The sequence below is a fragment of the Frondihabitans sp. OV104 genome (assembly GCF_057787745.1).
In genome coordinates this window covers 968,070-993,385 of sequence record NZ_CM173541.1, presented here as the reverse complement: position 1 = coordinate 993,385, position 25,316 = coordinate 968,070, and the positions used below count along the sequence as shown (strand labels likewise).

Genomic DNA, 25,316 nt, shown 5'->3' with positions numbered 1-25,316 from the left:
AAGCGATCACAGAACACCGCCAAAGAGCGGCAAACTCCACACCGGTTTTTGAAACAGAGGGTGGGGTTGTCTCGTGGACGGTCGTCCATCTGACATGACTACAGCAGGGAGCCGAGGTCCGATCCGAGTGACGGGTAAGTGGCAGTCGTTGATTTGAGCTGCCGGGTGGTTAGGCCGAGCTTGATTGCGAGGCCGAACGTATTGATCAATTCGGAGTAGCCGGGGCCAAGTAAGTGCGCGCCGAGAATCTTGTCGGTTGCGGTGTCGACGATGATTTTTGCGGCGGCGGTGACCTCTCCGACGCGGTAGGTGGAGTACCAGTTGCTGGTATCCGTGAAGCGAACCTCAATCGGGCGTCCGTTCGCGGCTGCTTCGTGCTCAAGCATGCCGACCCGGTTGAGCTCCGGGATGGTGAAGACGGTGGTCGGTACTCCGGTGTAATCGGGCACGGTAGTGGTGCCTTTGAGCATGTTGGACGCGGCGACTTTTCCCTCGAACACGGCAACCGGGGTGAGGGGGCGGCCAGCGCTGTCGGCGGCGTCGCCTGCGGCGTAGACGGTGGGGTTACTGATGCTCTGGAGGTGATCGGCGACGGTGACACCCCCTGCACTGTGAGCGATTCTTGCGGCATCCAGGTTCAGCCCGGCGAGGTTGGGCGTGCGGCCGGCACCGTGAACAACGAGGTCCGTCTCTACGCTGGTTACGACACCGCCGCTGATCGTGCTGACGCGGAAACCGTTGGACGTCCTCTCGATCCCAGTCACATTAGTGTTGGGCACAACAGAGATACCGGATCGCTCGGATCGAGTGACGAGCAGATCCACAAGGTCGCCGTCGAATTCACGCAGGGGCCGGGCACCATGGTCGAAAATCGTGCATTCGGTGCCAGCACGAGCGGCGATGTGGGCGAACTCAAACGAGATAAAGCCGCCGCCGACGAAGACGATCCGGCGGGGCATGTCGTCAAGGCTGAGGAACTCGGTACTGTCGATGAGGTGGTCAGCACCGGGGAAACCCAGGGAACGTGGCGTCGCGCCGGAAGCGATGAGGAACCGGTCCGCGGAGTGCTTGGTGCCGTTGATAGCAAGGGTGTTCGCGTCGGTGAACTCGGCGTGCCCATGGAAAGTGGTGACACCGTTGCCCGTGAGCTCGTCTTCGATGCTTTTCGGGACACCGTCGGTGAAGCCGCGTTTGCGGCGCACCAACGCGGGCCAGTCGATGGACAACCCGTTTTCGCGAATGCCGCTGTCATGCAGGAGGTGAGCCGCATCGATAATCTCTGCCCCGCGCCGCAGAATCTTCTTCGGATCGCACCCCCGTAGGGCGCAGGTGCCGCCGTAGGGCAGCTCGTCGACGATCCCGACCCGCCACCCTTGAGCTGCGCACTTGTTGGCCGCGGATGTTCCAGCCATGCCCGCGCCAACGACCAAGAGATCGAATGCGTCGCTCATCTCCCCGCTCCTTCGGCGGCCACAATTGCATCGCGTAGCTGCTCTATCGTCGGGCACCCTGCAAGCCCATCCGGAGTCCGATACACCCGGCACGACAGCCCCGGCGGCGAGTCCGGCACCGGGAATAAGGCGGCGCCGTCCACGAGAAACGTCGGGGAGCCTCGAAAATTCGATGCTTCAGCATCGGCTTGTGTCTCCACGAGCTGCCGCGTCACGGTGAGGTCTTGCCGTTCGGAAGCGATCGCGGCGAGCCGTTCGGCGGCTTTCTCCCAGTTCGGGCATCCGTTGAAATACTGCAGGGTGATTTCCATCTGTCGACCGTAAACGTTGCAGCAGGGTGCAAGGTCAAGTGGTGTGATGGGGGATGCGCATCGGAGACCTCGCCACCGCCACCGGCGTCAGCACTCAAACCATCCGCTTCTACGAACGAGAAGGCCTGCTGCCTCGCGTGACGCGGGAACGTAATGGGTACCGGGCTTACGAGGGCGGCGCTGTCGCCCGAATCGGGTTCATCCGCGCCGCCCAGACCGCGGGACTGAAACTGACCGAAATCGCCGGCGTCCTAGGGCTTCGCGAAGCCGGGCAAGCCCCATGCGAACACGTGTACGCACTCCTGGACGGCAAACTCGCAGGAGTCCGAGCGCGCCAGGCGGAACTCGCCCGCCTCGAGAGCGAACTTGTGCGCATGATCGACACCAGCCGGACCCTTGACCCCGCAGCCTGCCCTCCCAGCAGCGTTTGCAACGTCATCCCGCGATAGCGCCCCCCGATCGGACACCAACGCTGAAGTATCTACCGCTGCCTGTCGTCTGGGCTTCAATGAACGCAACGACGTCGACACGGTTGTTAGGGGCGACTCGGCCGTTTTCGACACCGTCGACCTCTGAGCCAAACGGGATACCCCTCGGGGGTAGCAGGTAATGTGGCCCCCGATTCAGCTCCGCCACGTTCGCCGACTTCCCTCGAGCTCGTGGCCACTCTCACCGATACGGAACGCGACCATGACCAGCAAATCTCAGCAGGCGCCTCACGGGCTGCCAAAGCTGGGAATCGCTGTCCTCATGACGTTTCTGATGATTCTCGGCGCAGTTCTGATGCACACCTTGATGGGCCACGCCGCCGACGCCGAGGGCATGCCCGGCATGACCAGCAGCACGACCGCGACCTCCGACCCTGCCGCGGTCGATCGTTCCGCTATTCACGCGCAATCGGAACACGGCGCCACCACCGTAATCAGCACGGCCACGCCTGTTCTCTCGAACGGGGTCTCGGACTGTGAGGGCCTATGCGCGATGATCTGCTCCCTGATGGGGATGGCGTGCCTGATGGTCCTTGTCCTCTTCGCGATCGCAGTGCTTCGCGGCCGGACCACCCGTGCCCTTTACGCGCTCTCGAAAGCGCTCGCGAGTGCACGCATTTGGGCGCGGGGCGTCATCCCGCGTCCACCGGTATCTCTGACGGCCCTGTCTGTCATCCGAGTCTGATCACCCTGGGGAGGGCTGTTCCACGCCCTCAGATAAGTCCTGGCAGATGTCTGCCCTCACACTTCTCACCCAAGGGATTCGGTCATGAACCGCACCAAAACTCTGCTCGTCAGTTCCACCGTCCTCGCCGCGACCCTCGCCCTCGCCGGCTGCTCCACCTCCTCCAACTCCGGGTCCGGGATGTCGGACATGGACCACTCATCGTCCGCTGCGGCATCTGATTCGTTCAACGATCAGGACGTTACCTTCGCGCAGATGATGCTGCCCCACCACAAGCAGGCCGTCGAAATGAGCGACATGCTGCTTGCCAAGGGCTCCTCCGTGAACGCCGACGTCGTGGCCCTTGCGGAAAAGATCAAGGCCGAGCAGTCGCCCGAGATCACGAAACTGTCCGGCTGGTTGAAAGACTGGAACCAGTCCTCCTCCGGGATGAGCGGGTCGATGTCCGGGATGATGTCCGACGGCGACATGGCGGCGCTGGACAAAGCCTCCGGGGCCGACGCCGGGAAACTGTTCCTGACGCAGATGATGCAGCACCACACCGGCGCCATCACCATGGCCAAAAGCGAAGTAGCGAAGGGTAAGAACGCTGACGCTGTCGAGTTGGCGAAATCGATCGTGTCCTCGCAGTCCGCCGAGATCACCCAGATGAAGGACCTGCTCGCGTCTCTCTGACGCTCAGCCCCGGAGGGGCACACCCCACGCGTGTGCTCCTCCGGTTCCTCTCATCCGACCCGGGCGCCCACGGCGCCGTGACGACCTGATCCTGACTTCGGAGACACCCATGCTCGACCCTCTACCCACCCCGCACCTCACCCGCCGTGAGGCCCTCGCCGCCGAACGCCACCAGCAGACAACTACCCGCCACGAGGCACGGTCGACGCGCCCCATCACGACCACCAGAGCACCCGCCGGCGAAACCTCGGTCACCCGTCCCACCATCCGGACGTCCGCGCTGCCTCTGGTCGGCGCGGCGGCAGCGCTTTTGATGTTCACCGTGAACACCACCCCGGCCGTCGCCACGACCGCACCGACCACCGTCACCGGTCCCGTGACGGTGGTCGCACCCCACGGGCAGAGCTACCGCACCGGCAAAGCCGGCATTGTGCTGGCCAGCAGGGACAGCTACTCCGTCACCGCACCCACCGCCAGGCCCCGGGTCGCAACAGCGGAGGCACCGTCGATCGCCCCGGGTAGCAGTACCGACGGCACCGTGGGCGCTTCCATCGCGGCACCGTTCACCGGGGCAGCTGCGGTTCGTCGACCGTTCCCGGGGCTGACGAGAATCAGCTCTCCGTTCGGGTACCGGTCAGCGCCGTGCGCTGGGTGCACGGCCTTCCATGAAGGCACCGACCTCACGCCCGGCGCGGGCACCCCGATCGGCGCGATCGCTGCCGGCACCGTGGCGGTCTCCGGGTGGCACCCCAACTACGGCCAGTACGTCATCATCGACCACGTCATCGACGGCCGAAAGATCAGCTCCCTCTACGGCCACATGCAAGCCGGGTCCTCACTCCTCCACGCCGGAGACCCGGTGACTGCCGGGACCCTCGTCGGGTTGGTCGGGAACACCGGGATCTCCACCGGCGCGCACCTGCACCTCGAGATCCGCCTCGACGGCACCCTGCCGGTTGACCCGATGATTTGGCTCACCGCCCACGGCGCTTAGCAACCCGTACAGGTACCCCCTGGGGGTATAGTCGGGCGGTCGGGGAGACCACGAAAGAACGAGGCTGAACATGTTCGTATTGCGGGAAATCGGCGACGCATTAGCCGCCGCAGGGTCCATGGGGTGGGAGATTCTCTGGCCCTTGATCCTCGGGTTCACGTTGTCGGGGGTCATCCAGGCCGTCGTCCGTACCGAGGCGATCACCAAACTCATGAAAGACGACTCGCCCCGTGCGATCAGCGTCGCCACCGGGCTCGGCGCCCTGTCGTCGTCCTGCTCCTACGCCGCCGTCGCCCTTGCCAGGGCCCTATTCCGGAAGGGCGCGAGCCTGTCGTCGGCGATGGCGTTCGAGGTCGCGTCGACGAACCTGGTCGTCGAGCTGGGGCTGATCCTGGCTTTCGTGATGGGGTGGCAGTTCACCGTCGCAGAGTTCGTCGGCGGGCCGATCATGATCATCCTGATCGCCCTCGGGTTCCGCCTCTGGATGCGCGGCAAGATCGTCGACGACGCCCGCGCACAAGCCGAGAAGGGCCTCGCCGGGTCGATGGAAGGTCACGCCGCCATGGACATGTCCGTCGCCGGCGACCAGGGGTTCTGGAAGAGATTGTTCTCCCGCCCTGGGGTGACGAGCGTGTCGCAGTACTTCGTCATGGACTGGGCCTCCGTCCTTCGCGACATCATCATCGGTCTACTCATCGCCGGCGCCTTCGACGCCTGGGTTCCCAAAGCGTGGCTGCAAGCCCTGTTCTTCGAAAGCAACCCGACGGTGGCATTCATCGTCGACCCGATCATTGGCCCGCTCCTGGCGATGGTCAGCTTCGTCTGCTCGGTCGGAAACGTGCCCCTGGCCGCGGTCCTCTGGAACGGCGGGATCTCCTTCGGCGGGGTGATCAGCTTCATCTTCGCCGACCTGATCATCATCCCGATCATCATCATCTACAAGAAGTACTACGGCCTGAAAGCAGCCCTCCGCATCACCGGCATCTTCTACGCCGCCATGGTCATCGCCGGGTACGCCGTCGAGCTAATCTTCACCCCTCTCGGCCTCATCCCCACGAACCGGCACCTGTCGATCGTGATGTCCTCGATCACCTGGAACTACACCACCTGGCTCAACATCGTCTTCCTCGCCATCGCCGCGATCCTGCTCATCGTCTTCATCCGATCCGGGTCCTGGTCGATGCTCCGCATGATGGGCGGGTCAGCAGAACACAACCACAACCACCACAGTGCAGACGGAGACGCGGCCCCGACCGCCGCGACCGACACCAGCTCACACCACCACTAAGCGCTCACACTGACGCACCAGCACACGTCGAAGCGTCGCTTGCTAGGCTACATCTGAACAATTAATCAGATGTGGAGGTTCTGTGGACATCGAAGCAACCGTCATCGACGCCTGCGACCTGAAAATGGTCGACCCCGAGAAAGTCGCCGCCGTCCGTCACAGCCTCCCCGAGGCGGACGATGTCGTCGAACTCGCGGACGTCTTCTCCCTCCTCGGGGACCCTGGCCGACTTCGCCTTCTGATGTCCCTGCTGGAAGGGGGCGAGATGTGCGTGTGCGACCTCGCGGCGACCACGGCGATGAGCGAAAGCTCCGTCAGCCACGCTCTGCGCCTTCTCCGGGCGCACCGGGTGGTGTCGGTCTCGCGGCGTGGCCGGATGGCGTACTACCGCCTCGACGACGGCCACGTTCGCATGCTCCTGGACCTTGGGCTCACCCACACCGGTCACACGGTCGCCATCCACCCCGAGGCGACCGGAGGAGAGCTGTGACCGACACCCATCAGCACGACAAAGCCCACAGCCACGGCGCTGCCCCCGACGCCAACACTCGGCTGCTGAGCATCGCCCTGGCATTGATCGTAGGGTTCCTTCTCGTCGAGGTCGTCGTCGCGATCATCTCCGGGTCTCTCGCTCTGCTGTCCGACGCCGGCCACATGCTCACCGACGCCGCAGCCCTCGCTGGTTCCCTCGTGGCGATCCGACTCGCGGCCCGCCCCAGTAGCTCCCGGTGGACCTTCGGGCTGAAACGCGCCGAGATCCTCTCCGCTGCGGTCAACGGGATCACCCTCGTGGTCATCAGTGCCATCGTCGCCGTCGAAGCCATCGGCCGGCTCATCGACCCGCCCAAGGTCGAAGGCGGACCGGTCCTCGTCGTCGCGCTCCTCGGGGTGGCGGTCAACCTCGTGGCCGTCTGGGTCTTGGCGAAAGCGAACCGTCAGAGCCTGAACGTGGAGGGGTCCTTCCAGCACATCCTCACGGACCTTTATGGCTTCATCGCCACCGTCGTTGCCGGGGTCGTCATCCTCTTCACTGGCTTCACCCGCGCCGACTCCATCGCCTCCCTCATCGTCGTCATCCTCATGCTCCACGCCGCCTGGGGACTGCTGAAGGACTCCGGGCGCATCCTCCTCGAAGGCACTCCCGAGGGAATCGACCTCGAATCAATCCGGGGTCACCTTCTTGAACCCGCCCACGTGCTGGCGATCCACGACCTGCACGCGTGGACTGTCACCTCGGACCTCCCCGCTCTGTCGGCGCACGTGACGTTGACCGATGAGTGCTTCCAGGACGGCCACGCGCCCAAGGTCCTTGACGAGCTGCAAGCCTGCCTCGTCGGTCATTTCGATGTCGAACACAGCACCTTCCAACTCGAACCCGCGGGCCACACCGCCCACGAACCCGGAACGGACCACGCATGACCGGCACCACGGCGCTTCCCGCCCCGCCCCGCACCCGCGTCCTCCGCCGCCGCATCCGTCTGATCGTCGCAGCGACCATCACCTACAACGCCATCGAGGCCGTCGTCGCGATCACCGCCGGCACCATGGCGTCCTCCGCCGCGTTGGTCGGGTTCGGCCTGGACTCCATCGTCGAAGTGCTCTCCGCCGCAGCGATCGCCTGGCAATTCACCGCCAAGGACCCCGAAACCCGCGAGCGGACGGCCCTTCGGGTCATCGCGATCTCGTTCTTCGCCCTCGCCGTCTACGTCACCATCGATGCCGCGCTATCCCTGACCGGCGTCCGAGAAGCCGAGCACAGCCCTGTCGGCATCGTGCTCACCGTGATCAGTTTGCTGATCATGCCCGCGCTCAGCCTCGCCGAACGGCGCACCGGTCAAGAACTCGGATCGGCGTCCGCGATCGCTGACTCCAAACAGACCCTCATCTGCGCGTACTTGTCCGCAGCGGTCCTCATCGGGCTCCTGCTCAACAGTCTTTTCGGGTGGACATGGGCTGACCCCATCGCAGCTCTTGTCGTTGTCGGCTTCGCGGTCAAAGAGGGTCTGGAGGCATGGAAAGGCGACAGTTGCACAGTCCCCGTGTCCGTCCTCACCGGAGAGCGTGAACCCGAGGACGACGACTGAGCGCCCACACGACAGCGCCGCACTTGCGCCGGATGCCCGCGCTCGGGCTGCTACCGGGTTGCGCGGGAGAGGTCGTGCCGGTGTTGGTGGTGAGCGTCCGGGTAGTGCTCGTGCGTGTGGGTCACCGGCTCGTGGTGGTGCTCGTGTTTGTGCCACGTTCCGGCGGCGACCGGCTCAGGGTGGGAGTGCTGGTGGTGCTCGTCGTGGGTGTGCCAGTGGTCGTGCGTGAGGGGTTCGTGGGTGTGTTCGTGCTCGTGCCGCTCGGTGAGGTGCAACCACACCCCGACCGCCATTAGGACCGCCGCGATGACAAACGGCACCGTCACGCGGTCACCGAAGGCGAAGGCGAGCACGCCGCCAAAGAACGGGGCGATTGAGTAGTAGGCGCCCGCGCGTGCCGTGCCGACGTGCCGCATTCCGACGATGAACAGCGCAAGACTGACACCGTAGGCGAAGAACCCGACGACGAGCGCGCCGCCGATGGTCGGCAGCGACGGCAGTGAGGCGCCGACGGCGAAGGCAAGAATCAAATTGACGGGCCCTGCGACGAGGCCCTTCTTCGCGGCAAGCCACGTCGCATCGGTGAGAGACACCTTCCGGGTGAGGTTGTTGTCGAGTCCCCAGCAGAGGCATGCCCCGAGGATCGCCAACGAGGGCAATGGTGAGCCGAGGTTTGCGCCAGACGGGACGCTCAACACAGCGGCGCCGGCGACGATGGCGAGCATGCCGAGGGCGATGCGCCGGTCGAAATTCTCCCGGAACACGAACCATGCCAGGAGGGCGGTGAACACGCCTTCCGCGTTCAGCAGCAAAGACGCCCCCGAGGCCGGCATGTTCGCCAGGCCGAACAGCAGTAGTACGGGGCCGCCGATGCCGCCGGCAGCGATGGCTCCGGCCAGCGGCCAGACGTCGCGGCGTGCCAGATGCACGCGCGGGGCACGACGGATGACCCGGATGATCGTCAGGCCGATCCCGGAACCGCAGTAGAGGAGACCCGCGAGTAGCCATGGGCTGACATCACCCAACAGCAGCTTCGCCAACGGTGTCCCGGCGCCAAAGAGGACAGCGGACAACAGTGCGGCCTGGACGCCGCGGTTTGACAGGGAAGCTCTCACCCGACCGATTGTCCCATGGTGTCCCTCCGGCACCCGTAGACGGTTACTGGTTGCGGTGAGGAGTCAGTCGGGGAACGAGCCGCACGAACACGATCATGCCGACCAGCTCCACAATGGTCTGCGTGACCACAGCAAGCGGTGCCAGATCCAACGCGGCCGGGAGCGATAACGCCAGCGGCAGCACGACAAGGGAATTCCTTGTCGACCCGCTGAAGATCAAAGCCCGCTGGGCGGGAACGTCGAGCTTTGCGATTCGGCCGGCGAGCAGCCCGACCGCCAGCATCACGATGAGGAACACCGCATACAGCGGAACCACGGTCAGTAGTTGGCCGATCCGGGAACCGACGGCGCTGATCTGAGAGCCGATCACCACGGCCAGAGTCGCCATCATCAACGGAACCATCAGGCCCTGCATGACGTTCTCGATGACCGCACCCGCCCGATATTTTCTCGCCGCGGCCTGCACGAGAGCGGCAGCGAGCAACGGCACGACGATGAGAAACAGGAACGCTTCCACGAACGGTCCCACATCGATCAACGACACCGCGGCGGACCCTGCGAACAGCAGCAGGAACAGGGGCAGGAGAACGATTTGGAGCAGCATCAGCAGCGGCGCGGCAGCGAGGAGGCGCTCTTTGGCGCCTCCTGCGATCCCCGTGAAGACGATCACGTAATCCACGCACGGCGCCAGGAGCACCAGAAGAACCCCGACAAGCAGGGCCCGGTCACCGGCGACGAACCGTGACAGTCCCCACACCACCAGCGGCACGACGACGAAGTTCACGATGAGGACCGTGCCAAGAAAGCGGACGTCTTTGAACGCCTTGCCGACCTGGGTCAGCAGCACGCCAAGGAATGTTGCGAACAGCAGCAGCCCGAGGACCGGGTTGATGGACACGGTCAGGCTCGGAGCCACCGATGGGGCGGCCGCCCCGATGACGGCGCCGAGGACGATCGCGGCGATGTAGAGGGCAACCTGGCGCCGCTCCAGCCAACCCACGACAGCGCCCATCCTCACACCCTATGAGGACCCGCCCGCCAGTTGCTGACGTGGAAGCGGTTCCAGAGCAGGCTTCTTATCGTCGCGGCCCTGTGATCTCGGCGTTTATTCGTGAGGCGATTGCGTCCCGGAGCGGGCGAACGGAGTCGACGTCCCAGTTCTCTGGGTTAGGGAACGACCACTCCAGCACCCGTCCTACGGGTGTGCCAGGAAGCGCCAGTCCGGGCTTCATGAGAACGACCAGATCGGCCTCAGCAAGGTCCGCGTGCGTGACGGCGCGCGGTGTTCGGCCGCTGATGTCCATCCCCAGCTCCGCGATGCTCGCGGCGACTGCCGGGTTGACCTTTTCGTCCGGGCCGATGCCGGCGGAGGTGACGGTGTAGTCATCTCCGGCGAGGTGTTCGAGGAGGGCAGCTCCCAGTTGGGAGCGGCCGGCGTTGTGCTGGCAGATGAACAAGACGGTGGGCTTGTCGCTCATGCGGTCACCGCCTGACGGTGCTCCCGGGACCAGGCCTGGGTGGCGACCTGCACGGCATCCCATGGCGACCCGAGCGGGGGTGTGTAGGAGAGGTCGAGTTCGCTGACCTGCTCCACGGTCAAGCCGGCATGCAAGGCGACGGCGTACGTGTCAACGCGTTTCGCCGTTTCGGTGCCGAGGCGGCCGACGAGCTGCGCGCCGAGGAGACGTCCGTCGCGGCTGTCGCCGGTGACGCGGATGCTGATTGGTTGCGCGCCCGGGTAGTACCGCTTGTGGTCATCCGCGATCGCCGTCGTGCTGACGGGTGCGAACCCGGCTGCCGCGGCTTCGTGCTCTCGAAGACCGGTGCGGGAGGCGACGAGGTCGAACACCTTCACCACCTGCGTGCCGACGGACCCGGCGAAGCGTGCGGTACCGCCGAGGGCGTTCTCGCCGGCGACGCGGCCCTGCTTGTGGGCCGTCGTACCGAGCGGTAGATAGGTGGTGCCGAGGAGACGATGGTGGGTCGTCACTCCGTCGCCGGCCGCGAACACATCGGGAAGGCCAGTGCGCATGGTGTCGTCGACGACAACCGCCCGGCCGGCACCGAGTTGAGCGCCGGCGCGCTCGAGGAGGTCCGTGTTCGGTCGAACTCCGACGACGACGAGGACCACGTCGGCGGTGTGGGTGATCGGTTCGCCGCGGTGGGTGGCGGTGACAGTGAGGGCGTCGCCGGTCTTGTCGATCCGTTTGACGGTGGTGTCGGTGAGGACGGTGACGCCATGGTCGGTGAGTTCGGTGTGGACGAGGGCGCCGAGTTCCGGGTCGAGGGTGGAGAGCACTTCGGGGCCGCGCTGGATCTGGGTGGTCCGGATGCCGCGGACGGTGAATGCTTCGGCCATTTCGAGGCCCACGTAGCCGGCGCCGACGATGATCGCGGTTTCGGGGTTGCGGGTTTCGAGGAACCGGTCGAGGGCGAAGGTGTCGCCCATGGAGTGGATAACGTGCACCCCATCCTCCGGCCCCAAGGTGTCGAGGCCTTCGATGCCGGCGTGGGAGGGGAGAGCGCCGGTGCCGACCATGAGGGCGTCGTAGTCGATGGTGGATTCCGTGCCGTCGAGGGCGCGGACGGCGAGGCGGTGCCCTGCGACGTCGATCGACGTCGCGAAGGTCTCCAGGCGAAGGTTCATGCCGGTGGCTTCGAGGTCGGCGTGGGTGCGGTGCGCGAGGGACTGCCAGGGCTGCACTTCGCGGGAGAAGAAGTACGGGATGCCGCAGATGGAGAAGTTCGGGTAGGCGTCGGCGACGACGACGGTCACGTCGACGGAGGGGTCGAGTTCGCGGGCGCGGAGGGCGGCGGAGATTCCGGCGTCCGATCCGCCGATGGCAACGAGATGCATGGTGAGGGCCTTTCGGGCGGGTCAGGCGGACGCCTGGTCGAGGTGCGGAATGACGACGTCGTCGGCGGACCGGGCGACGTCGGGATAAAGGACAAGCAGCAAAGCGCAGCCCACCGCAGCACCGAGCAGCTGCATGCCGATGAACGCGGGGGCTGAGGTGGGGGCGATGCCGGCGAAGGTGTCGGTGAAGATCCGGCCGATGGTCACGGCGGGGTTCGCGAACGAGGTGGAGCTGGTGAACCAGTACGCCGCCCCGATGTACGTCCCGACCGCCGGGGCAGCAAGCGCCCCGCGACCGGTGCGGGCGAGGGCGAAGATGACCAGGATCAGCCCTGCCGTCGCGACGACTTCCCCCAGAAGGTGACCGCTCGTGGCGCGGTGCGTGGTTGCGATGGTGGTGGGGGTGTCGAACATGGTGTTCGCCAGGACCGCGCCGAGGATCGCCCCGACGACCTGCGCGACGACGTAGGGAAGGACCAATGCTGTGCGGAGCCCGTTGCGGGTTCGGCGGCCAAGACCCCAGTCGGCCAGGGTGACAACGGGGTTGAAGTGCGCCCCGGAGATCGGGCCGAGCATCAAGATCAGAACCGTCAGGCCAAGGGCTGTGGCGAGGCTGTTCTCCAGCAGTTGCAGCCCGACGTCGTGCGGGCTGAGCTGCTGGGCCATGATCCCCGACCCGACGACGACCGTCACCAGCAGACCCGTCCCGAGCACCTCCGCCAGCAGGCGGCGCAGAAGATCGGCGCGTGGGATCAGGGTCGAGGAGGGCACGTCCACATCTTGACGGCTACCAGGTACCTCAGTCAAGATTGAGGTAATGAACGCTGAGCCAACAGAGATGATCGAGGCCCGGGCCGCGAAGCATGCCGCCCTGGCCGATCCGGCACGCCTGCGAATCGTCGACCTCCTGACCCTCGGTGACGTCTCCCCGACCGATATGGGCCAGCAGCTCGGGATGCCCTCGAACCTCGTCGCGCATCACCTCAAGGTGCTGGAACGCGTGGGCATACTGATTCGGGTCCGGTCCGAGGGCGACCGGCGGCGCAGCTACCTCCACCTCGCCCCCGGCGCTCTCACCGGGCTCACCCCGACGGCGTCCTTGGCTGCGCACCGGGTGGTGTTCGTCTGCACCGGGAACTCCGCCCGGTCCCAGCTCGCCGCAGCGCTCTGGGAAAACGCGAGCAGCATCCCCGTCGCATCGGGGGGAACTCACCCCGCTAAACGGGTCGAACCCGGTGCTATCCGGGCAGCGAAACGGCACCACCTGGACCTGCATGAAGCCATCCCGCAGCTGCTCGCTGACATGCTTGGGCCGGATGATTTTGTGGTCACGGTCTGCGACAACGCTCACGAAGAACTGACCGTCCCCTCCGGCCTGCACTGGTCGATCCCCGACCCCGTCCACACCGGTACGGATGCGGCGTTCGAGGCCGCTTTCACGGACATCGAACACCGCATCCAGGAACTCGCCCCCCGCCTCACCAAGGCCTAGCCGGGCCTTACGTTCAGGCGTTGACGGGTGCGCGGCCGATCTGGAGAAGGGCCGGTGCGGGGGCGCAGCAGGCGCCACCCTTGGCGCCGGTCGGGTCATCGAACAGCCCCGCCCCGCCACACACGCCGGTGTCAGGCAGGACGAGGTCGATGCGGGTAGCGGCCTCGTGGTCGCCGGCGAGTTCCGCGACGACGCTGCGAACCTGCTCGTACCCGGTCATGGCCAGGAACGTCGGGGCACGCCCGTAGGACTTGGCACCGACGAGGTAGAAGTCCTTCTCCGGCTGCGCGAGATCCGAAGCTCCGGTGGCACGGACAGACCCGCAACTGTGCACGTTCGGGTCCACCTCTGCTGCGATCCGGACCGGTGCCTGCAGCGTGGCGTCCAGCTCGAGGCGCACCTCGGACAGGAACGACAAATCCGGGCGGAACCCCGTCAAAGCGACCACCAAGTCTGCTTCGGGCAGGGCGCGCCCGTCTTCGGAGATGAGGACGGCGCCGGTGTCGGTGGTGTCGATTCGTTCGACCCGGAACCCGGTGACGAGATCCACGATCCCGGCTTCGACGGACTTCTGGGCGCGGGCCCCGAGTGCGCCACGCTCGGGCAGCTCGTCGGCGGTACCGCCGCCGAACGTGTTCCCCACGTTCCCTCGACGAAGCACCCACGTGATCCGAGGATCCGGGTGCTGCTTGGCGACGCGGGTCAGCTCGTTGACCGCGGTCGCAGCGGAGTGCCCGCTCCCGACAACGACAGTGTGCTTCCCAGCGAACCGGGCAGCGTCGTGGAAGTCGGGAATGCGGTACGAGATGAAGCCGGCCGCTGCTTTTTCGCCGAGGGCGGGGAGGCCGTCGGCGCCCAGCGGGTTCGGGGTCGACCAGGTGCCGGAGGCGTCGATGACAGCGCGCGCATCGATGCGTTCCTCGGTCCCGTCGGCGTCGACGTGGACCGTGAACGGCTGGTCGCCGCGGCCTGCATCCACCAGGCGATCACGACCCTTGCGGCCCACCCCGGTCACGGTCGTCCCGTACCGCACCCGGTCACCGAGGGCTTCGGCGAGAGGCGCGAGGTAGCGGCTGATCCACTGCGACCCGATCGGATACCCAGTCGCCGGAGCAACCCACCCCGTCCCGGCCAGGAGACGGGCGGCCGCCGCATCCACCAGCTCCGGCCAGGCGGAGAACAACCGGACATGGCCCCACTGCGCGACTGCTGCCGCCGGACAGGTGCCCGCCTCGAGGACGAGCGGCTCGATCCCACGCTCGAGAAGGTGAGCGGCAGCGGCAAGGCCCTGGGGGCCGGCGCCGATGACAATGACAGGAAGATCAGACACGGAAAAGCTCCTCGGATCGAGAACGGTCAATGCATCGACTGTGCTCGATACATCGACAGATGTCAATGCGACTGGCAGACTGGACCCATGCCCACCAGCGCCTCACTCCTCCTCCAGCCCGTCGGCGCCTGCTGTGCACCAGCCGGCGAAGACGCGCTCAGCGCGTCCGCGGCCGAGGACGCGGCGAAGGTCTTCAAGGCCCTGGGCGATCCGACCCGAGTCCGGCTCCTGTCGCTGATTGCGGCGAGCCCCACCGGGGAGGCGTGCATCTGCGACCTCACCGCTCCGGTCGGACTGTCCCAGCCGACCGTGTCCCATCACATGAAGCAGCTCGTCGACGCCGGCCTTGCCACCCGCGAGCAGCGCGGCAAGTGGGCGTACTACCGCGCCGACTTCGCCGCCCTTACAGCCAGCAGTCGGGCGCTCAACCCAGCATGACCGAGGTGACGATTCGCGTCATGGAGGCGGGCGATTGGCCCGCCGTCGAGCGGATCTATGCCGAGGGCATCGCGACGGGGAACGCGACCTTCCAGGACAAGGCCCCGTCCTGGGAAGAGTTCGATGGAGGCAAGATCCGGGATTTCCGCCTCGTCGCTGTTGACGCGCAGGGCGACGTCGTTGGGTGGGCGGCCGCGTCGACGGTGTCGTCTCGGCCGGTGTATCGGGGCGTCATCGAGCACTCCATTTATGTCGCCGAGACCGCTCGCGGTGCGGGGGTTGGCCACCTGCTCCTGGCGGAATTCATCACCGTGTCGGAACTGGCCGGGGTGTGGATGATGCAGTCCGCGATCTTCCCCGAGAACCACGGAAGCCTCGCCCTTCATGCCGCTCACGGATTCCGGGAGGTTGGCATCCGCGAACGCATCGGGCGGATGAGCTTTGGCCCGTGGGCCGGGCAATGGCGGGACAACGTCTTTCTGGAACGTCGTAGCGAACTAGCCGGAATCGACTAGCAGGGGCAGTCGTCAAGCCGGTGTTGCTGGTTGGCAAGGGCCAGCGGATAGGAGTTGGTGCTGCGCACGAGCGCTCGGAACAGCTCAATGCAGTGGATTGGGCAGCCCGACCCTAGAAGGGCCTCAGAGACCCCATATTCGGAGGGATCGTCGCATGAGCCCGGTTGTCGCACGCAGATGCCCTGTTGAAATCGATTGGTCTAATGAAAGACCTAAGGGAACGTCACTGTCGCTCCTGGTCGGGGGTTCGTCCCATGCCGTTGTGATCTGGGGCCTAGCTTCCAGACGGGCCTCATGGACGAGCGCGCGATAAGAATCGGCGACGTTTTCCGGTGCATAAACGCTTAAGTGGGTCTCGAAAAACGCCAGTCGCGACTGGACGTCGCTAATTTGATTTGTGATTGCCATTCGCGCGTCGGCGGATCCGTCTCGCCGTCTAACCCGGTAGGGAGCTTCGAGGTAATCGTGGACTGCCTGAATGGCGCCTGCGTAATTTGTCGCCCTTTCAGCTTTGCGGGCGAGCCGGGCCTGAAAGTAGAAACCTGCCGCCACCATGGCGGCGGCGAGTGCAGCGGCGATGATCGTCGCGATTCCATCCCCTGTGAGCGGACCAACGACCCACGAGCCGCCCTCGACGGGCGTCGGGGTGGGTGTCGCTGTCACGGTTGAATCCCATGAGCTGCCTCGGCGCCGAGCCACTTGCCGCGTCGAACGCCGCCGGTGTCTCGCCAGATGTCCTCCAGCAGGAGGTGCCGTGCTGTGAGATCGAGGAGACTGAGGAGCCCGTCGCTTGACACCCATCTGCGCGCGCTGTCGTCTTTGGGGTAGTACAGGCAGAGGGAGTCGTCCGGCATACGATGCTTGGACGCGGCGCCGCGATCCGCGAACACCCGCGGGTAATCTTCCGGTGCCAGTCCGTAGGTGTCCCATGCGGGCTGTCGAGCGAAGTGAATCTCGACGGGGACGGGACCTGAACGGCCGCTGACGGGCACACCCTTGTGCAGGTAGCGCAGCTCAGAGGCAGAGGTGATTACCTGTACGCGGCTGCCGTACATGCGCATCGCGTCGCGCTCGAGAGGCAGGCGCCAGCTGGGCTGTGATCCGAACCATCTCGAGGCGACGGTCGAGTTAGCTGGCTCGCAGGTCAGAGAGCCCACGATTGCACATTCTTCACAGGTCGTGCGGCCGAAGTGGAAGCGAGAAGTGCCGGGCTACCGAATGTCGACCTCGGCGAAGCCGAATAAGCTTCTGAGAGGCCAGCGTGCTGGGCAAGAATGGCCCCGCGGTCGGGCCGGGATAGCATTTCGTCGTCGTTGAAGAGCATGGCCACTTGCTCGTGGGCCAGAATATAAAGCCCCTTGGCGTCGTAGTCGATGGCGCGCCTGACGAATTCGAGGGCTTGGGCGAGGGCGGCGAGCACGTCGCGCATGGTCCATTTTTCGTTGATCTTGATGGGTTTGTCGGCGACGCATGCAGGGTCGGAGGTTTCTCCGCGGGTGAGCTCGGAGAGAGCGTAACCGAACCAGGTTTCAAGGCCGACCAGCTGCTGCGACGGTTCGGTGATGCATCCGAGCGCCAGCGCTTTGATGTTCCAAGAACACAGAGGCGATTCGTGCTTTCTGTTCCAGTACTTGAGGAGGCGCACGACGTGGGCGAACGAGACGCGTGATGTCTCCACGGCTTCACGAATCATGCGGGTGTGGCCCTGGGGGTCTGATCGATCCCAGGACTGGAAGCGCGGAATGTAGAGACCTTGCCCGAACGGGTTGTCAATCGCCGCGATCACATCAGCGGTGAAGTCATCCTGTCCAGGCGTCACGGGGGCGCCGAACCGCACGAGAATGGATCGCTTACGGCCCTCGTGTTCGACTCGTAGATTCTCGAAGTCCCCCCGCAGTGCCGACCTAATCGCCTCGGCTGCCCGTCGTTCGAGTTCCAGGGGCCCTGCCTTACCGGGACCGTAGATGCCATCGGGGTTGGGGATGATCACTCCGAGGTCGACGTCTGTTAGTGGCGTTAGGGCATCGCCGTGGGCGACGCTGCCATTGACATATCCGGTGGAGCCAGGAAATTCAGTCCGGAGAGCGTCCGCGATCAGTCCTCGGCGGCGGCGTGCCTCGTCCAATTCGGGTTGGCTAACTTCGACGCGGCGGCGCGCTTCGGTGATCAGCGCCTCGGTCCGCGTGGTCACGATCAAAGGAGGAGCGAGTGTCATGAGGGGTGTCCTGTCCGCCGGAAGGCCGGCATTTCGGGGCACGTCCCGTTCGCGGTGCGCGATTCGTGTTGAGAATCGCGTACCGGCCGGGTTAAGCTCGTCAAATTCCGCCAAGAATGCGCAGAGCCCTGGTGTGCCGATGACCCCGTCAACGGTTGCTGCCGGGGCTTTTGTGTCTAATATGCATTCTACCGCGTGCCACCGACATTCCTAAGGTGCGGGAGGAGTCAGCGCCGTTCTACGTTGAATCTAGATCTCTTGGCACTACATGTAGTAGTGCGACACGCGGTGAACCACCAGATGTGCCTGCGTTGCTTTGCGGGAAGGCTGTCGGCATTGACCCGTCGGACTGTTTTTGCCGACATGTTGCAACGATTCTCGATTCCACCAGGGCAAGGTGGGCTCTAGATGTTGCCCTTTTTCACATTGGAAACGTAGCGGGTGTAATTCGCCGATGAGTCCATGGCGTGCCGCTCGATTGTGGCGGGGGAGTAGCCAAGGGCTTCGGCGATGACGGCGTTGGGGCCGAGTTTGCTTAGTTCGTGCAGTGTTCCCAGTCGCGCTGCGCGCGCCGCGAAGTACTTCTTGATCCATGTTCGGAAATAGCTCGCGTTGACGTGCTGACCCGGTGATCCTCCAGGGAACACCCAACTCTTATTCGGATGACTCGCGGTAAGGCTATGACTGGGAAGCACGGCAAGTTGCCGCCACGGCTCGTCCAGGGGTGGAGGGAGCTCGATGTCGATCGTTCCCAGACGGATGGCCACGGTTTCGGTGCTGAATGTCACCTGGTCCCAAGTCATCTTGACAACGTCCCGGATTTGCTGCCCGAAGACCAGCACTAGGACGGCGACAACCCGCTCCTTTGGAGCGATCTCGCTCGTGTCCACGATTCGTGCCATAGCAGTTTCTTGCTCGACCGAGCTGAGACGAGCACTTCCGCCCCGTGCGTGAGCGGCGATCCTTAAATCGCCACGAATGAGTCGGGTTTTCTTTGCCCAATTCAAAAAGCGGGAAGCAATGAGTCGCGTCGATGTCCCGGTTGCGACCCAGAGATCGAGGTTTGCCTGGCTCAGATTCTCCAGATCGACAGACTGGCCTTCTAGCCAGTTCAGGAGTTCGATGGCGACGGTGACAGATTGTTTGGCTCGAAGGAATGTGCCCGTTGGGACGACATCGAGTTCGTTCATGTGACGGTAGTGCTGCCAGCGGATGTAGCGACGGATCACCTCGCGGTTGGCGGGCAACTGAACGCGGGTGAGTGCTTGGTCGGACCAGCTTTTAAAGCGAGCGAAGTTTTCGTCTCGGCGGGGGAGTATTCCGTGCTCTACGAGCAAGCCGCGAACGAACTCTCGAGTCGGCGATTGAGGCAAATTATCGAGCGTGGCGTGTGTGACGGACTCGTGGCCGACGAGGAGGCGGAAGAATGATTGGACATGATCTTGGCGTATCCAGGTCAGTCCGCTGTTCGCGCGAGCCATCGTCTTCAGTGCGGCTGCGAGCGGCTCGAGCTGACGCGACACGCGTTTAGTCTCTGGATCCGAAAGGGTGGCATCCACGATGTCACTGAGTGCGCAGCGGAAACATCTTCCGCCGGCCCAGAGTTCATCCTCGGCCCCGCAGGAAAGGCAATCCACGTTCAGTCTCACGCCGCTGCATGTCCGGCAGGCGGGATGGCCGTCGATACGGCCAGGCAGGACACCTTCGTGGCCGCATTGGCAGACTCCGCGAGTCCTTTTCGCCTGCATGTAGCAGTCCGCGCAGACAAGACCGTCCGGCCAAATCACGGCCTTCGGACGGTGACGGTGGCACCGAGTGCAAGGCTCGGGAAACCGCTCGGGGTCAGATTCACCCGGCCGCCTACTCATTCGTCAGTGGGGGAGAGGCGAATCCGGTGTGCGATAGGTCCGCGGTCATCATCCATGGGTTCGCTGGGGGAAACCGCCGGGGCCTGAGCGGAGCCGGCGGCCCGCAATTCGACGAAGGGCTCAAAGAGGTCGTTTGGAGTGCAATCGAGGATGTCGCACAGAGCCGCGAACGTGCGGCCCGGGATTCGTTCCGGCGTTCCCGTAACGAGTCGATACACCTGACTTTCCGAGAGGCTGATGCCGCGAGACCTGAGCAGAGGCATGAGATCGGTCGTTTTCCACAGATTGCGCGTGGCCATCACGGCTCGGAGCTTCCAGTGATACCCAACGCGACGCTGTTCGGCCGAACTCCGACGCGCTTCAGCCATTTGCCTTTCCTCCGTCGTGTTCCAGGCCGACTCGGCGAACGATCATCTCACGAACGGCCTTCTGCTTGAAGTCAGACGATACCGAGGTATAGAGACTGGTCGTCGAAGCGTAAGCGTGTCCGACCTGTTGCTGAACGAATGTCGGATCGTAACGAGCCTCGATGAGGTGAGTCACGTAGGAATGTCGAAGACAGTGCAGACCTAGTTCCTCGGGCAGGCCGGCTGCTCGACGTGCGGCGGTGAAGGCGTCGCCCATGCTTCCTATTCCCACCCTTTCGCCTCGCTCGCTCGGCCAGAGGGCATTCGAACGATCGGCGCTAGCGAAACGGCCACGATGAGTAGGGGTCAGCCATCTTTCCATCATGGGTACGACCCAATCGAATTTCGGGACGGTCAAGACGGTTCGGCGGCGAGGTCCGGAGCCTGAGGTCCCTTTTGCCCAACGGACAGTTAGCGCACCCATCATCTTGTAGTCAGGTACGTGGGGGTTCGGTCCGAAGTCGAGAGTGTCGAGCATGACTAGCTCACGCCGTCGAAGGCCATAGGCGTAACACAGCTTGAACGCTGTCGAGTCTCGCAGAATTGTGGGCCACCTCTTGGAGTGAGTTTTGTAGGCGTCGTCGGCGAGGTCGTCCAAGTAGTCGAACAGCGTCTGCAGCTCCGGGACGGAGAAGGAACGTCGGCCGGTGGGTACCGCGTCGTCGGTGGTGTGCCGAGGCGAGTTCCAGTCGAAAACTATTTGACCGGGAATTGCTCCGAAGGTTCGCTCGCAGAACGCGTCCCAACCATAAACGGGATTGGTGACATAGCTGCAAAACATCCCAACCGTATTGGCGTCCGTTCGAAGCGTTGATATCGCCAGGGGCTTCGAGCCGGATCGACGCTCGGCGACGAACTCTTCGAAGTCCGAGAGGTTCCAGGTCCACGGATACTCGTTCGTGAATTCCTGAAACCGCCTGATGTGCCTTATACGATTCTCGATTGTCCCGACCGTCAGGCCGCGCGCGAGCATCTGGGCTTTCCAGCCGTCGACCATGGCTTCAAACGTACGGTCTTCGGCGCGAAAAAGTCGGACCGTCGGATTCGTTAATAGCGCCGGAATAGATCCGGGAACTACATCGCGCATCTCACTCCCAATCGTGGAATCGTGCATTAGATGCACGTAACCTACGCCTATACGGATTTCGGCCGCAACCAAACGTCGCGACATCTCGAGCGAAAACGCAAATTGCTGTTTTGACGGCGTCTTTTTTTGAACAGCTGACAATCGGGAGTGTTTGCATCTAATGCAACTCCCGCTACTTATGCGCTGATAATGCACATTATGTCAAGTAATGCGGATTTCGGACCGGAGTTGCCCCGTTGCGCACGCCCTAAGCGACCTTGCGCCACACCGACACGTGACCCGCACTGTCGGCCGTGAACGGCGCACGCGTCCAGTCGGCCCAGCGCTGGTCCAATCGCAGGCCGGCGTGCATCGCCATCAGGTCGAGCTCCGACGGCCAGACGTAGCGGTGCGGCGACGAGAACGTCGTCGCGGCACCGTCGGCGAAATCGTAGTGATGCGACACGAGCAGCTGCGTGACGGTGTCGATCTCGTCGAAGCCGAGGTGAGTGTCGGTCACCTCGAACGGCTGGTACCTCTCCCCCGGAACCAGCTGTCGCAATCGCGGCACGAACGTCTCGATGACGAATGCGCCGCCGGGTCGCAGGTGTGCCGCGGCGTTCTCGAAGCACGCGAGCTGCTGCTCCTGCGTCAGCAGGTTCGTGATCGTGTTGTATACCAGATACACGAGGGCGAACTGGCCGGGGACCCGGGTCGATGCCATGTCGCCGACGACGACCGGCAGCGCCTCTCCCCCGGGCTTCGCCGCCAGCTCGGCGGCCATCGCCTCGGAGAACTCGATGCCCGACACCGCTACACCCGTCTCGGCCAGCGCAAGTCCGATGCGCCCGGTGCCGATGGCGAACTCCAGTGCCGGCCCGCCCGCCGCGATCCGGCGCAGGAACTCCACCGTCGGCCCCACGACCTCCGGCGCGAACATCCCCGCCGACGACCGGTCGTACGAGCGAGCGACGTCGGCACCCCAGACGTGCGGGTCGAGATCGTCGGCGTCAAGCGGCATGGCGTCCTCCTCGGGCGCAGGAACTGCGTGCCACCCTACCCACGGCCCCGCGTCGCCGCACGCGCCCGCCCCGCCGCCCCTCCCCCGCCCGGCCCACGATCGTCCGCGCACAGCACGACGGCCGGGTCACCCGCAGGTGACCCGGCCGTCGCCGGTGCTGCCGCTGCGCCTAGTCGGTGCCGGAGTCGAACGCCGCGGACTCGCTGGCGGCGTCGGTGGCGCGCCCCTGGGCGTCCGTGGCCGCATCGACGGGCTCGGAGGCGCCGAGGATGAGCTCGCCCTCCCCTGCCTCGAGCGACCCGACGAGGTCGGCAGTGGCTCCGCCGATGAGGCCCGACAGGGCGTACTGCTCGAGGCGAGAGCGCGAGTCGGCGATGTCGAGGTTGCGCATCGTGAGCTGGCCGATGCGGTCGTCCGGGCCGAAGGCCGAGTCGCCGACGCGCTCCATCGAGAGCTTCTCGGGGTGGTAGCTGAGACCGGGGCCGGTGGTGTCGAGGATCGTGTAGTCGTCGCCACGGCGGAGGCGGACCGTGACCTCGCCGGTGATGGCCGAGCCGACCCAGCGCACGAGCGACTCGCGCAGCATGAGCGACTGCGGGTCGAGCCAGCGGCCCTCGTACATGAGGCGGCCGAGCTTGCGGCCCTCGTTGTGGTAGTTCGCCACGGTGTCTTCGTTGTGGATCGCGTTGAGCAGGCGCTCGTAGGCGAGGTGCAGCAGAGCCATGCCGGGTGCCTCGTAGATGCCGCGGCTCTTCGCCTCGATGATGCGGTTCTCGATCTGGTCGGACGCGCCCAGGCCGTGACGGCCGCCGATGGCGTTCGCCTCGAGCACCAGGGCGACGGAGTCGGCGAACTCCATGCCGTTGATCGCGACCGGGCGGCCGGCCTCGAAGCGGACGCTCACCTCTTCGGTCGCCACCTCGACGTCGTCGCGCCAGGCGGCGACGCCCATGATCGGCTCGACGATGTCGAGGCCGTGGCTGAGCTCCTCGAGGCTCTTCGCCTCGTGCGTGGCACCCCAGATGTTGGCGTCGGTCGAGTACGCCTTCTCGGTCGAGTCGCGGTACGGGAAGCCGCGGGCGACGAGCCACTCGCTCATCTCGGTGCGGCCGCCGAGCTCGTTCACGAAGTCGGAGTCGAGCCACGGCTTGTAGACGCGCAGGCGCGGGTTGGCCATGAGGCCGTAGCGGTAGAACCGCTCGATGTCGTTGCCCTTGTAGGTGGAGCCGTCACCCCAGATGTCGACGCCGTCCTCTTTCATGGCGCGGACCAGCATCGTGCCGGTCACCGCGCGGCCGAGCGGCGTCGTGTTGAAGTACGTCTTGCCGCCGGAGCGGATGTGGAAGGCGCCGCACTGGAGGGCGACCAGGCCCTCTTCGACGAGGGCGCTCTTGGCGTCGACGAGGCGCGCAATCTCGGCGCCGTACTCCTTCGCGCGCTCCGGCACCACGTCGATGTCGGGCTCGTCGTACTGGCCGATGTCGGCCGTGTACGTGCACGGAACAGCGCCCTTCTCGCGCATCCACGCGACGGCGCAGGAGGTGTCGAGGCCACCGGAGAACGCGATGCCGACGCGCTCGCCGACGGGGAGACTGCTCAGTACTTTGGACATGACGAAAATCCTAGTGCGAACCTCGCCCCCGACCCGACCGGGCGACGCGGGTCAGCCGCGCGTGATCTTCGGCTTCTTGGGCACGGCGACCTTGCGGCCCTTCGGATACCCGGCCTCACGCGCGGCGTGCTCCTTGGCCTCGGCCTTGTCGGTCTTCGCCTCGCTCCGGTGCTGGTACAGCGCGAAGAGACTCGCCAGGACGGCGACGATTAGGGTTACCACTCGCATAGCCCAACCCTACGACCGCCGAGGCGCCCGCCGCCCAGCAAGGACCCCATGACGACAGACGGACCCGCCACGAGCGAGGGCGCGCCGAAGCCCGACACCGACCGGTGCCCCTGCCTGAGCGGAGAGACCTACGGGGCCTGCTGCGGGCCGTTCCACCGCGGCCGAGCGTCGGCACCGACGGCCGAGCGTCTGATGCGATCGCGCTACTCGGCCTTCGCGGTCGGCGACGCGGCCTACCTGCTCGCCACCTGGCACCCGTCGACACGGCCGGCGAGCCTCGAGCTCGACCCGGCCGACCGGTGGTTCCGGCTCGACATCCTCGACGTGGTGCGCGGCGGAATGCTCGACACCGAAGGGACAGTGGAGTTCGAGGCGCGATTCAGAGACGACGACGGCGCTCACGTGCTCCGAGAGCGGTCGACGTTCCTGCGCCAGAAGAACCGGTGGCTGTACGTCGAGGCGGTCTAGCCCGCTCCGAAGCTCAGACCTCGCCGAAGCCCGAGTCGACGAGCTGGACGAGCGCGTCGACGGCCGCCACCGCGTCGTCACCCGTCGCGACGATCGAGACGGTCGAGCCCCGCGGCAGGCCGAGGCCCATGATGCGCAGCAGGCTCTTCGCATCGACGCCATTGATCTGGATGCTCGACGAGAAGGCTCCGGCGTGCTTCACGAACTCGGCCGCGGGGCGCGCGTGCAGGCCCGACGGGTTGATCAGCGTCGTCGATCGCTCGACGGCGCCGGCCACCTCGGCTCGGCTGAGGTCGCGCTCGTCGGCGTGGGCGTCGGCGACCCCCGTAGCCGTCCGGGCCGCGGCCGCGACGTCGGCGAGCGACCCACCGGTCTCGGCCGATACGGCTGCGGCGACCGTGCCCTCGACGACGGGCGCGTCGGCGATCACGACGAGCGCCTTCTCGGCGTCGTCCAGGAAGTCGACGACAGTCTCGGCGGTCAGGATCGCGGACCCGAGATCGCACAGGATCACGACACCCGATCCGCCCTGCGCCCGGGTCAGCCCCTGCGAGATGCGGTCGAAGCTGGTGCCGATTCCGCCCTCGTCGGTGCCGCCCGCGGCCACGATCGTGATGCTGGGCGCCATCTGCGCGGCCAGCTCGACCGTGCCCTCGGCGATCTTCGAGCTGTGCGACACGACGACGATTCCGACTGGTGCTGCCATGG

30 protein-coding genes are annotated in these 25,316 nt (G+C 65.3%); 12 read left to right on the top strand and 18 right to left on the bottom strand.

The window, feature by feature from the left end:
* Positions 1-98 precede the first annotated feature (98 nt).
* Together AC3CBB_RS04675 and AC3CBB_RS04670 are read right to left on the bottom strand one after the other, a co-directional pair.
* Positions 99-1,451, bottom strand: a complete 1,353-nt coding sequence (locus AC3CBB_RS04675) for a dihydrolipoyl dehydrogenase family protein (protein ID WP_488626181.1) — start codon at positions 1,449-1,451, stop codon at positions 99-101.
* Complete coding sequence (locus AC3CBB_RS04670) at positions 1,448-1,762, bottom strand: thioredoxin family protein (RefSeq protein WP_488626180.1); 315 nt, start codon at positions 1,760-1,762, stop codon at positions 1,448-1,450. Before AC3CBB_RS04670 ends, AC3CBB_RS04675 begins: the two co-directional genes overlap by 4 nt.
* Positions 1,763-1,815: 53 nt before the next feature.
* Here AC3CBB_RS04670 and AC3CBB_RS04665 point away from each other — a divergent pair, with 53 nt between their 5' ends.
* The 8 genes from AC3CBB_RS04665 to AC3CBB_RS04630 all read left to right on the top strand — a co-directional run bounded on the left by AC3CBB_RS04665 (position 1,816) and on the right by AC3CBB_RS04630 (position 7,976).
* Positions 1,816-2,211 (top strand): heavy metal-responsive transcriptional regulator, encoded by a 396-nt coding sequence (locus AC3CBB_RS04665; protein ID WP_488626179.1) that lies wholly within the window; start codon positions 1,816-1,818, stop codon positions 2,209-2,211.
* Positions 2,212-2,452: 241 nt separating this feature from the next.
* Positions 2,453-2,935, top strand: coding sequence for a hypothetical protein (locus AC3CBB_RS04660; protein ID WP_488626178.1), 483 nt, complete (start codon positions 2,453-2,455; stop codon positions 2,933-2,935).
* Positions 2,936-3,019: 84 nt separating this feature from the next.
* The gene (locus tag AC3CBB_RS04655; protein ID WP_488626177.1) at positions 3,020-3,610 is read left to right on the top strand and encodes a DUF305 domain-containing protein; all 591 of its coding nucleotides are present in this window, start codon (positions 3,020-3,022) and stop codon (positions 3,608-3,610) included.
* A 109-nt stretch (positions 3,611-3,719) separates the two neighbouring features.
* On the top strand, positions 3,720-4,604 hold the full coding sequence (locus tag AC3CBB_RS04650; protein WP_488626176.1) for a M23 family metallopeptidase: 885 nt from the start codon (positions 3,720-3,722) through the stop codon (positions 4,602-4,604).
* A gap of 70 nt (positions 4,605-4,674) precedes the next feature.
* Positions 4,675-5,892 (top strand): permease, encoded by a 1,218-nt coding sequence (locus AC3CBB_RS04645; RefSeq protein ID WP_488626175.1) that lies wholly within the window; start codon positions 4,675-4,677, stop codon positions 5,890-5,892.
* 124 nt (positions 5,893-6,016) lie between these two features.
* Complete coding sequence (locus tag AC3CBB_RS04640) at positions 6,017-6,382, top strand: ArsR/SmtB family transcription factor (protein ID WP_488626715.1); 366 nt, start codon at positions 6,017-6,019, stop codon at positions 6,380-6,382.
* Positions 6,379-7,311, top strand: a complete 933-nt coding sequence (locus AC3CBB_RS04635) for a cation diffusion facilitator family transporter (protein ID WP_488626174.1) — start codon at positions 6,379-6,381, stop codon at positions 7,309-7,311. The genes AC3CBB_RS04640 and AC3CBB_RS04635 overlap by 4 nt, the downstream gene beginning before the upstream one ends.
* The gene (locus tag AC3CBB_RS04630) at positions 7,308-7,976 is read left to right on the top strand and encodes a cation diffusion facilitator family transporter (RefSeq protein WP_488626173.1); all 669 of its coding nucleotides are present in this window, start codon (positions 7,308-7,310) and stop codon (positions 7,974-7,976) included. Before AC3CBB_RS04635 ends, AC3CBB_RS04630 begins: the two co-directional genes overlap by 4 nt.
* 50 nt (positions 7,977-8,026) lie before the next feature.
* Here the strand turns inward: AC3CBB_RS04630 and AC3CBB_RS04625 are convergent, their stop codons facing one another.
* From AC3CBB_RS04625 to AC3CBB_RS04605, 5 genes are all read right to left on the bottom strand, one after another.
* Positions 8,027-9,091 (bottom strand): DMT family transporter, encoded by a 1,065-nt coding sequence (locus AC3CBB_RS04625; RefSeq protein WP_488626172.1) that lies wholly within the window; start codon positions 9,089-9,091, stop codon positions 8,027-8,029.
* 43 nt (positions 9,092-9,134) lie between these two features.
* Entirely contained in the window at positions 9,135-10,103 is a 969-nt protein-coding gene (locus tag AC3CBB_RS04620; RefSeq protein WP_488626171.1) for an arsenic resistance protein, read from the bottom strand.
* Positions 10,104-10,167: 64 nt separating this feature from the next.
* Complete coding sequence (locus AC3CBB_RS04615) at positions 10,168-10,569, bottom strand: arsenate-mycothiol transferase ArsC (protein WP_488626170.1); 402 nt, start codon at positions 10,567-10,569, stop codon at positions 10,168-10,170.
* Positions 10,566-11,948 carry an FAD-dependent oxidoreductase gene (locus tag AC3CBB_RS04610; protein WP_488626169.1) on the bottom strand — a complete coding sequence of 461 codons (1,383 nt, stop codon included), beginning with the start codon at positions 11,946-11,948 and terminating at the stop codon, positions 10,566-10,568. The genes AC3CBB_RS04615 and AC3CBB_RS04610 overlap by 4 nt, the downstream gene beginning before the upstream one ends.
* Before the next feature lie 21 nt (positions 11,949-11,969).
* Entirely contained in the window at positions 11,970-12,719 is a 750-nt protein-coding gene (locus AC3CBB_RS04605; protein ID WP_488626168.1) for an MIP/aquaporin family protein, read from the bottom strand.
* A gap of 46 nt (positions 12,720-12,765) precedes the next feature.
* Here AC3CBB_RS04605 and AC3CBB_RS04600 point away from each other — a divergent pair, with 46 nt between their 5' ends.
* Complete coding sequence (locus AC3CBB_RS04600) at positions 12,766-13,440, top strand: arsenate reductase/protein-tyrosine-phosphatase family protein (RefSeq protein ID WP_488626167.1); 675 nt, start codon at positions 12,766-12,768, stop codon at positions 13,438-13,440.
* Positions 13,441-13,453: 13 nt separating this feature from the next.
* On the opposite strand, the gene AC3CBB_RS04595 is transcribed toward AC3CBB_RS04600, so the two are convergent.
* Entirely contained in the window at positions 13,454-14,800 is a 1,347-nt protein-coding gene (locus AC3CBB_RS04595; RefSeq protein ID WP_488626166.1) for an NAD(P)-binding domain-containing protein, read from the bottom strand.
* A gap of 57 nt (positions 14,801-14,857) precedes the next feature.
* Between AC3CBB_RS04595 and AC3CBB_RS04590 the strand changes: the two genes are divergently transcribed.
* Entirely contained in the window at positions 14,858-15,208 is a 351-nt protein-coding gene (locus AC3CBB_RS04590) for an ArsR/SmtB family transcription factor (protein ID WP_488626165.1), read from the top strand.
* Positions 15,205-15,723 carry a GNAT family N-acetyltransferase gene (locus tag AC3CBB_RS04585; protein ID WP_488626164.1) on the top strand — a complete coding sequence of 173 codons (519 nt, stop codon included), beginning with the start codon at positions 15,205-15,207 and terminating at the stop codon, positions 15,721-15,723. The genes AC3CBB_RS04590 and AC3CBB_RS04585 overlap by 4 nt, the downstream gene beginning before the upstream one ends.
* Before the next feature lie 123 nt (positions 15,724-15,846).
* On the opposite strand, the gene AC3CBB_RS04580 is transcribed toward AC3CBB_RS04585, so the two are convergent.
* From AC3CBB_RS04580 to AC3CBB_RS04540, 9 genes are all read right to left on the bottom strand, one after another.
* Entirely contained in the window at positions 15,847-16,386 is a 540-nt protein-coding gene (locus AC3CBB_RS04580; protein WP_488626163.1) for a hypothetical protein, read from the bottom strand.
* Positions 16,383-16,778 (bottom strand): hypothetical protein, encoded by a 396-nt coding sequence (locus AC3CBB_RS04575; RefSeq protein WP_488626162.1) that lies wholly within the window; start codon positions 16,776-16,778, stop codon positions 16,383-16,385. The genes AC3CBB_RS04580 and AC3CBB_RS04575 overlap by 4 nt, the downstream gene beginning before the upstream one ends.
* 89 nt (positions 16,779-16,867) lie before the next feature.
* Complete coding sequence (locus AC3CBB_RS04570) at positions 16,868-17,938, bottom strand: nucleotidyltransferase domain-containing protein (protein ID WP_488626161.1); 1,071 nt, start codon at positions 17,936-17,938, stop codon at positions 16,868-16,870.
* A gap of 404 nt (positions 17,939-18,342) precedes the next feature.
* A complete protein-coding gene (locus AC3CBB_RS04565; RefSeq protein WP_488626160.1) occupies positions 18,343-19,461 on the bottom strand; it encodes a Fis family transcriptional regulator in 1,119 nt (372 codons plus the stop codon).
* Positions 19,462-19,802: 341 nt separating this feature from the next.
* Positions 19,803-20,069, bottom strand: coding sequence for a helix-turn-helix domain-containing protein (locus tag AC3CBB_RS04560; protein WP_488626714.1), 267 nt, complete (start codon positions 20,067-20,069; stop codon positions 19,803-19,805).
* A gap of 97 nt (positions 20,070-20,166) precedes the next feature.
* Positions 20,167-21,327 (bottom strand): tyrosine-type recombinase/integrase, encoded by a 1,161-nt coding sequence (locus tag AC3CBB_RS04555; protein ID WP_488626159.1) that lies wholly within the window; start codon positions 21,325-21,327, stop codon positions 20,167-20,169.
* 220 nt (positions 21,328-21,547) lie between these two features.
* A complete protein-coding gene (locus AC3CBB_RS04550; RefSeq protein ID WP_488626158.1) occupies positions 21,548-22,300 on the bottom strand; it encodes a methyltransferase domain-containing protein in 753 nt (250 codons plus the stop codon).
* A 169-nt stretch (positions 22,301-22,469) separates the two neighbouring features.
* Positions 22,470-23,912 carry an argininosuccinate synthase gene (gene argG / locus AC3CBB_RS04545; protein WP_488626157.1) on the bottom strand — a complete coding sequence of 481 codons (1,443 nt, stop codon included), beginning with the start codon at positions 23,910-23,912 and terminating at the stop codon, positions 22,470-22,472.
* Between the two features lie 51 nt (positions 23,913-23,963).
* On the bottom strand, positions 23,964-24,140 hold the full coding sequence (locus AC3CBB_RS04540; RefSeq protein WP_488626156.1) for a hypothetical protein: 177 nt from the start codon (positions 24,138-24,140) through the stop codon (positions 23,964-23,966).
* A 48-nt stretch (positions 24,141-24,188) separates the two neighbouring features.
* Here AC3CBB_RS04540 and AC3CBB_RS04535 point away from each other — a divergent pair, with 48 nt between their 5' ends.
* Positions 24,189-24,608, top strand: coding sequence for a YchJ family protein (locus AC3CBB_RS04535; protein ID WP_488626155.1), 420 nt, complete (start codon positions 24,189-24,191; stop codon positions 24,606-24,608).
* A gap of 13 nt (positions 24,609-24,621) precedes the next feature.
* Here the strand turns inward: AC3CBB_RS04535 and dhaM are convergent, their stop codons facing one another.
* Positions 24,622-25,314, bottom strand: coding sequence for a dihydroxyacetone kinase phosphoryl donor subunit DhaM (dhaM, locus tag AC3CBB_RS04530; RefSeq protein WP_488626154.1), 693 nt, complete (start codon positions 25,312-25,314; stop codon positions 24,622-24,624).
* Positions 25,315-25,316: the final 2 nt, after the last annotated feature.

Coding starts and splice junctions, on each gene's coding strand:
- AC3CBB_RS04675 (WP_488626181.1), bottom strand. CDS start 1,451: ATGAGCGACGCATTCGATCTCTTGGTCGTTGGCGCGGGCATGGCTGGA.
- AC3CBB_RS04670 (WP_488626180.1), bottom strand. CDS start 1,762: ATGGAAATCACCCTGCAGTATTTCAACGGATGCCCGAACTGGGAGAAA.
- AC3CBB_RS04665 (WP_488626179.1), top strand. CDS start 1,816: ATGCGCATCGGAGACCTCGCCACCGCCACCGGCGTCAGCACTCAAACC.
- AC3CBB_RS04660 (WP_488626178.1), top strand. CDS start 2,453: ATGACCAGCAAATCTCAGCAGGCGCCTCACGGGCTGCCAAAGCTGGGA.
- AC3CBB_RS04655 (WP_488626177.1), top strand. CDS start 3,020: ATGAACCGCACCAAAACTCTGCTCGTCAGTTCCACCGTCCTCGCCGCG.
- AC3CBB_RS04650 (WP_488626176.1), top strand. CDS start 3,720: ATGCTCGACCCTCTACCCACCCCGCACCTCACCCGCCGTGAGGCCCTC.
- AC3CBB_RS04645 (WP_488626175.1), top strand. CDS start 4,675: ATGTTCGTATTGCGGGAAATCGGCGACGCATTAGCCGCCGCAGGGTCC.
- AC3CBB_RS04640 (WP_488626715.1), top strand. CDS start 6,017: ATGGTCGACCCCGAGAAAGTCGCCGCCGTCCGTCACAGCCTCCCCGAG.
- AC3CBB_RS04630 (WP_488626173.1), top strand. CDS start 7,308: ATGACCGGCACCACGGCGCTTCCCGCCCCGCCCCGCACCCGCGTCCTC.
- AC3CBB_RS04620 (WP_488626171.1), bottom strand. CDS start 10,103: ATGGGCGCTGTCGTGGGTTGGCTGGAGCGGCGCCAGGTTGCCCTCTAC.
- AC3CBB_RS04615 (WP_488626170.1), bottom strand. CDS start 10,569: ATGAGCGACAAGCCCACCGTCTTGTTCATCTGCCAGCACAACGCCGGC.
- AC3CBB_RS04610 (WP_488626169.1), bottom strand. CDS start 11,948: ATGCATCTCGTTGCCATCGGCGGATCGGACGCCGGAATCTCCGCCGCC.
- AC3CBB_RS04600 (WP_488626167.1), top strand. CDS start 12,766: ATGAACGCTGAGCCAACAGAGATGATCGAGGCCCGGGCCGCGAAGCAT.
- AC3CBB_RS04590 (WP_488626165.1), top strand. CDS start 14,858: ATGCCCACCAGCGCCTCACTCCTCCTCCAGCCCGTCGGCGCCTGCTGT.
- AC3CBB_RS04585 (WP_488626164.1), top strand. CDS start 15,205: ATGACCGAGGTGACGATTCGCGTCATGGAGGCGGGCGATTGGCCCGCC.
- AC3CBB_RS04575 (WP_488626162.1), bottom strand. CDS start 16,778: ATGTACGGCAGCCGCGTACAGGTAATCACCTCTGCCTCTGAGCTGCGC.
- AC3CBB_RS04570 (WP_488626161.1), bottom strand. CDS start 17,938: ATGACACTCGCTCCTCCTTTGATCGTGACCACGCGGACCGAGGCGCTG.
- AC3CBB_RS04560 (WP_488626714.1), bottom strand. CDS start 20,069: ATGCCTCTGCTCAGGTCTCGCGGCATCAGCCTCTCGGAAAGTCAGGTG.
- AC3CBB_RS04555 (WP_488626159.1), bottom strand. CDS start 21,327: ATGCACGATTCCACGATTGGGAGTGAGATGCGCGATGTAGTTCCCGGA.
- AC3CBB_RS04550 (WP_488626158.1), bottom strand. CDS start 22,300: ATGCCGCTTGACGCCGACGATCTCGACCCGCACGTCTGGGGTGCCGAC.
- argG (WP_488626157.1), bottom strand. CDS start 23,912: ATGTCCAAAGTACTGAGCAGTCTCCCCGTCGGCGAGCGCGTCGGCATC.
- AC3CBB_RS04540 (WP_488626156.1), bottom strand. CDS start 24,140: ATGCGAGTGGTAACCCTAATCGTCGCCGTCCTGGCGAGTCTCTTCGCG.
- AC3CBB_RS04535 (WP_488626155.1), top strand. CDS start 24,189: ATGACGACAGACGGACCCGCCACGAGCGAGGGCGCGCCGAAGCCCGAC.
- dhaM (WP_488626154.1), bottom strand. CDS start 25,314: ATGGCAGCACCAGTCGGAATCGTCGTCGTGTCGCACAGCTCGAAGATC.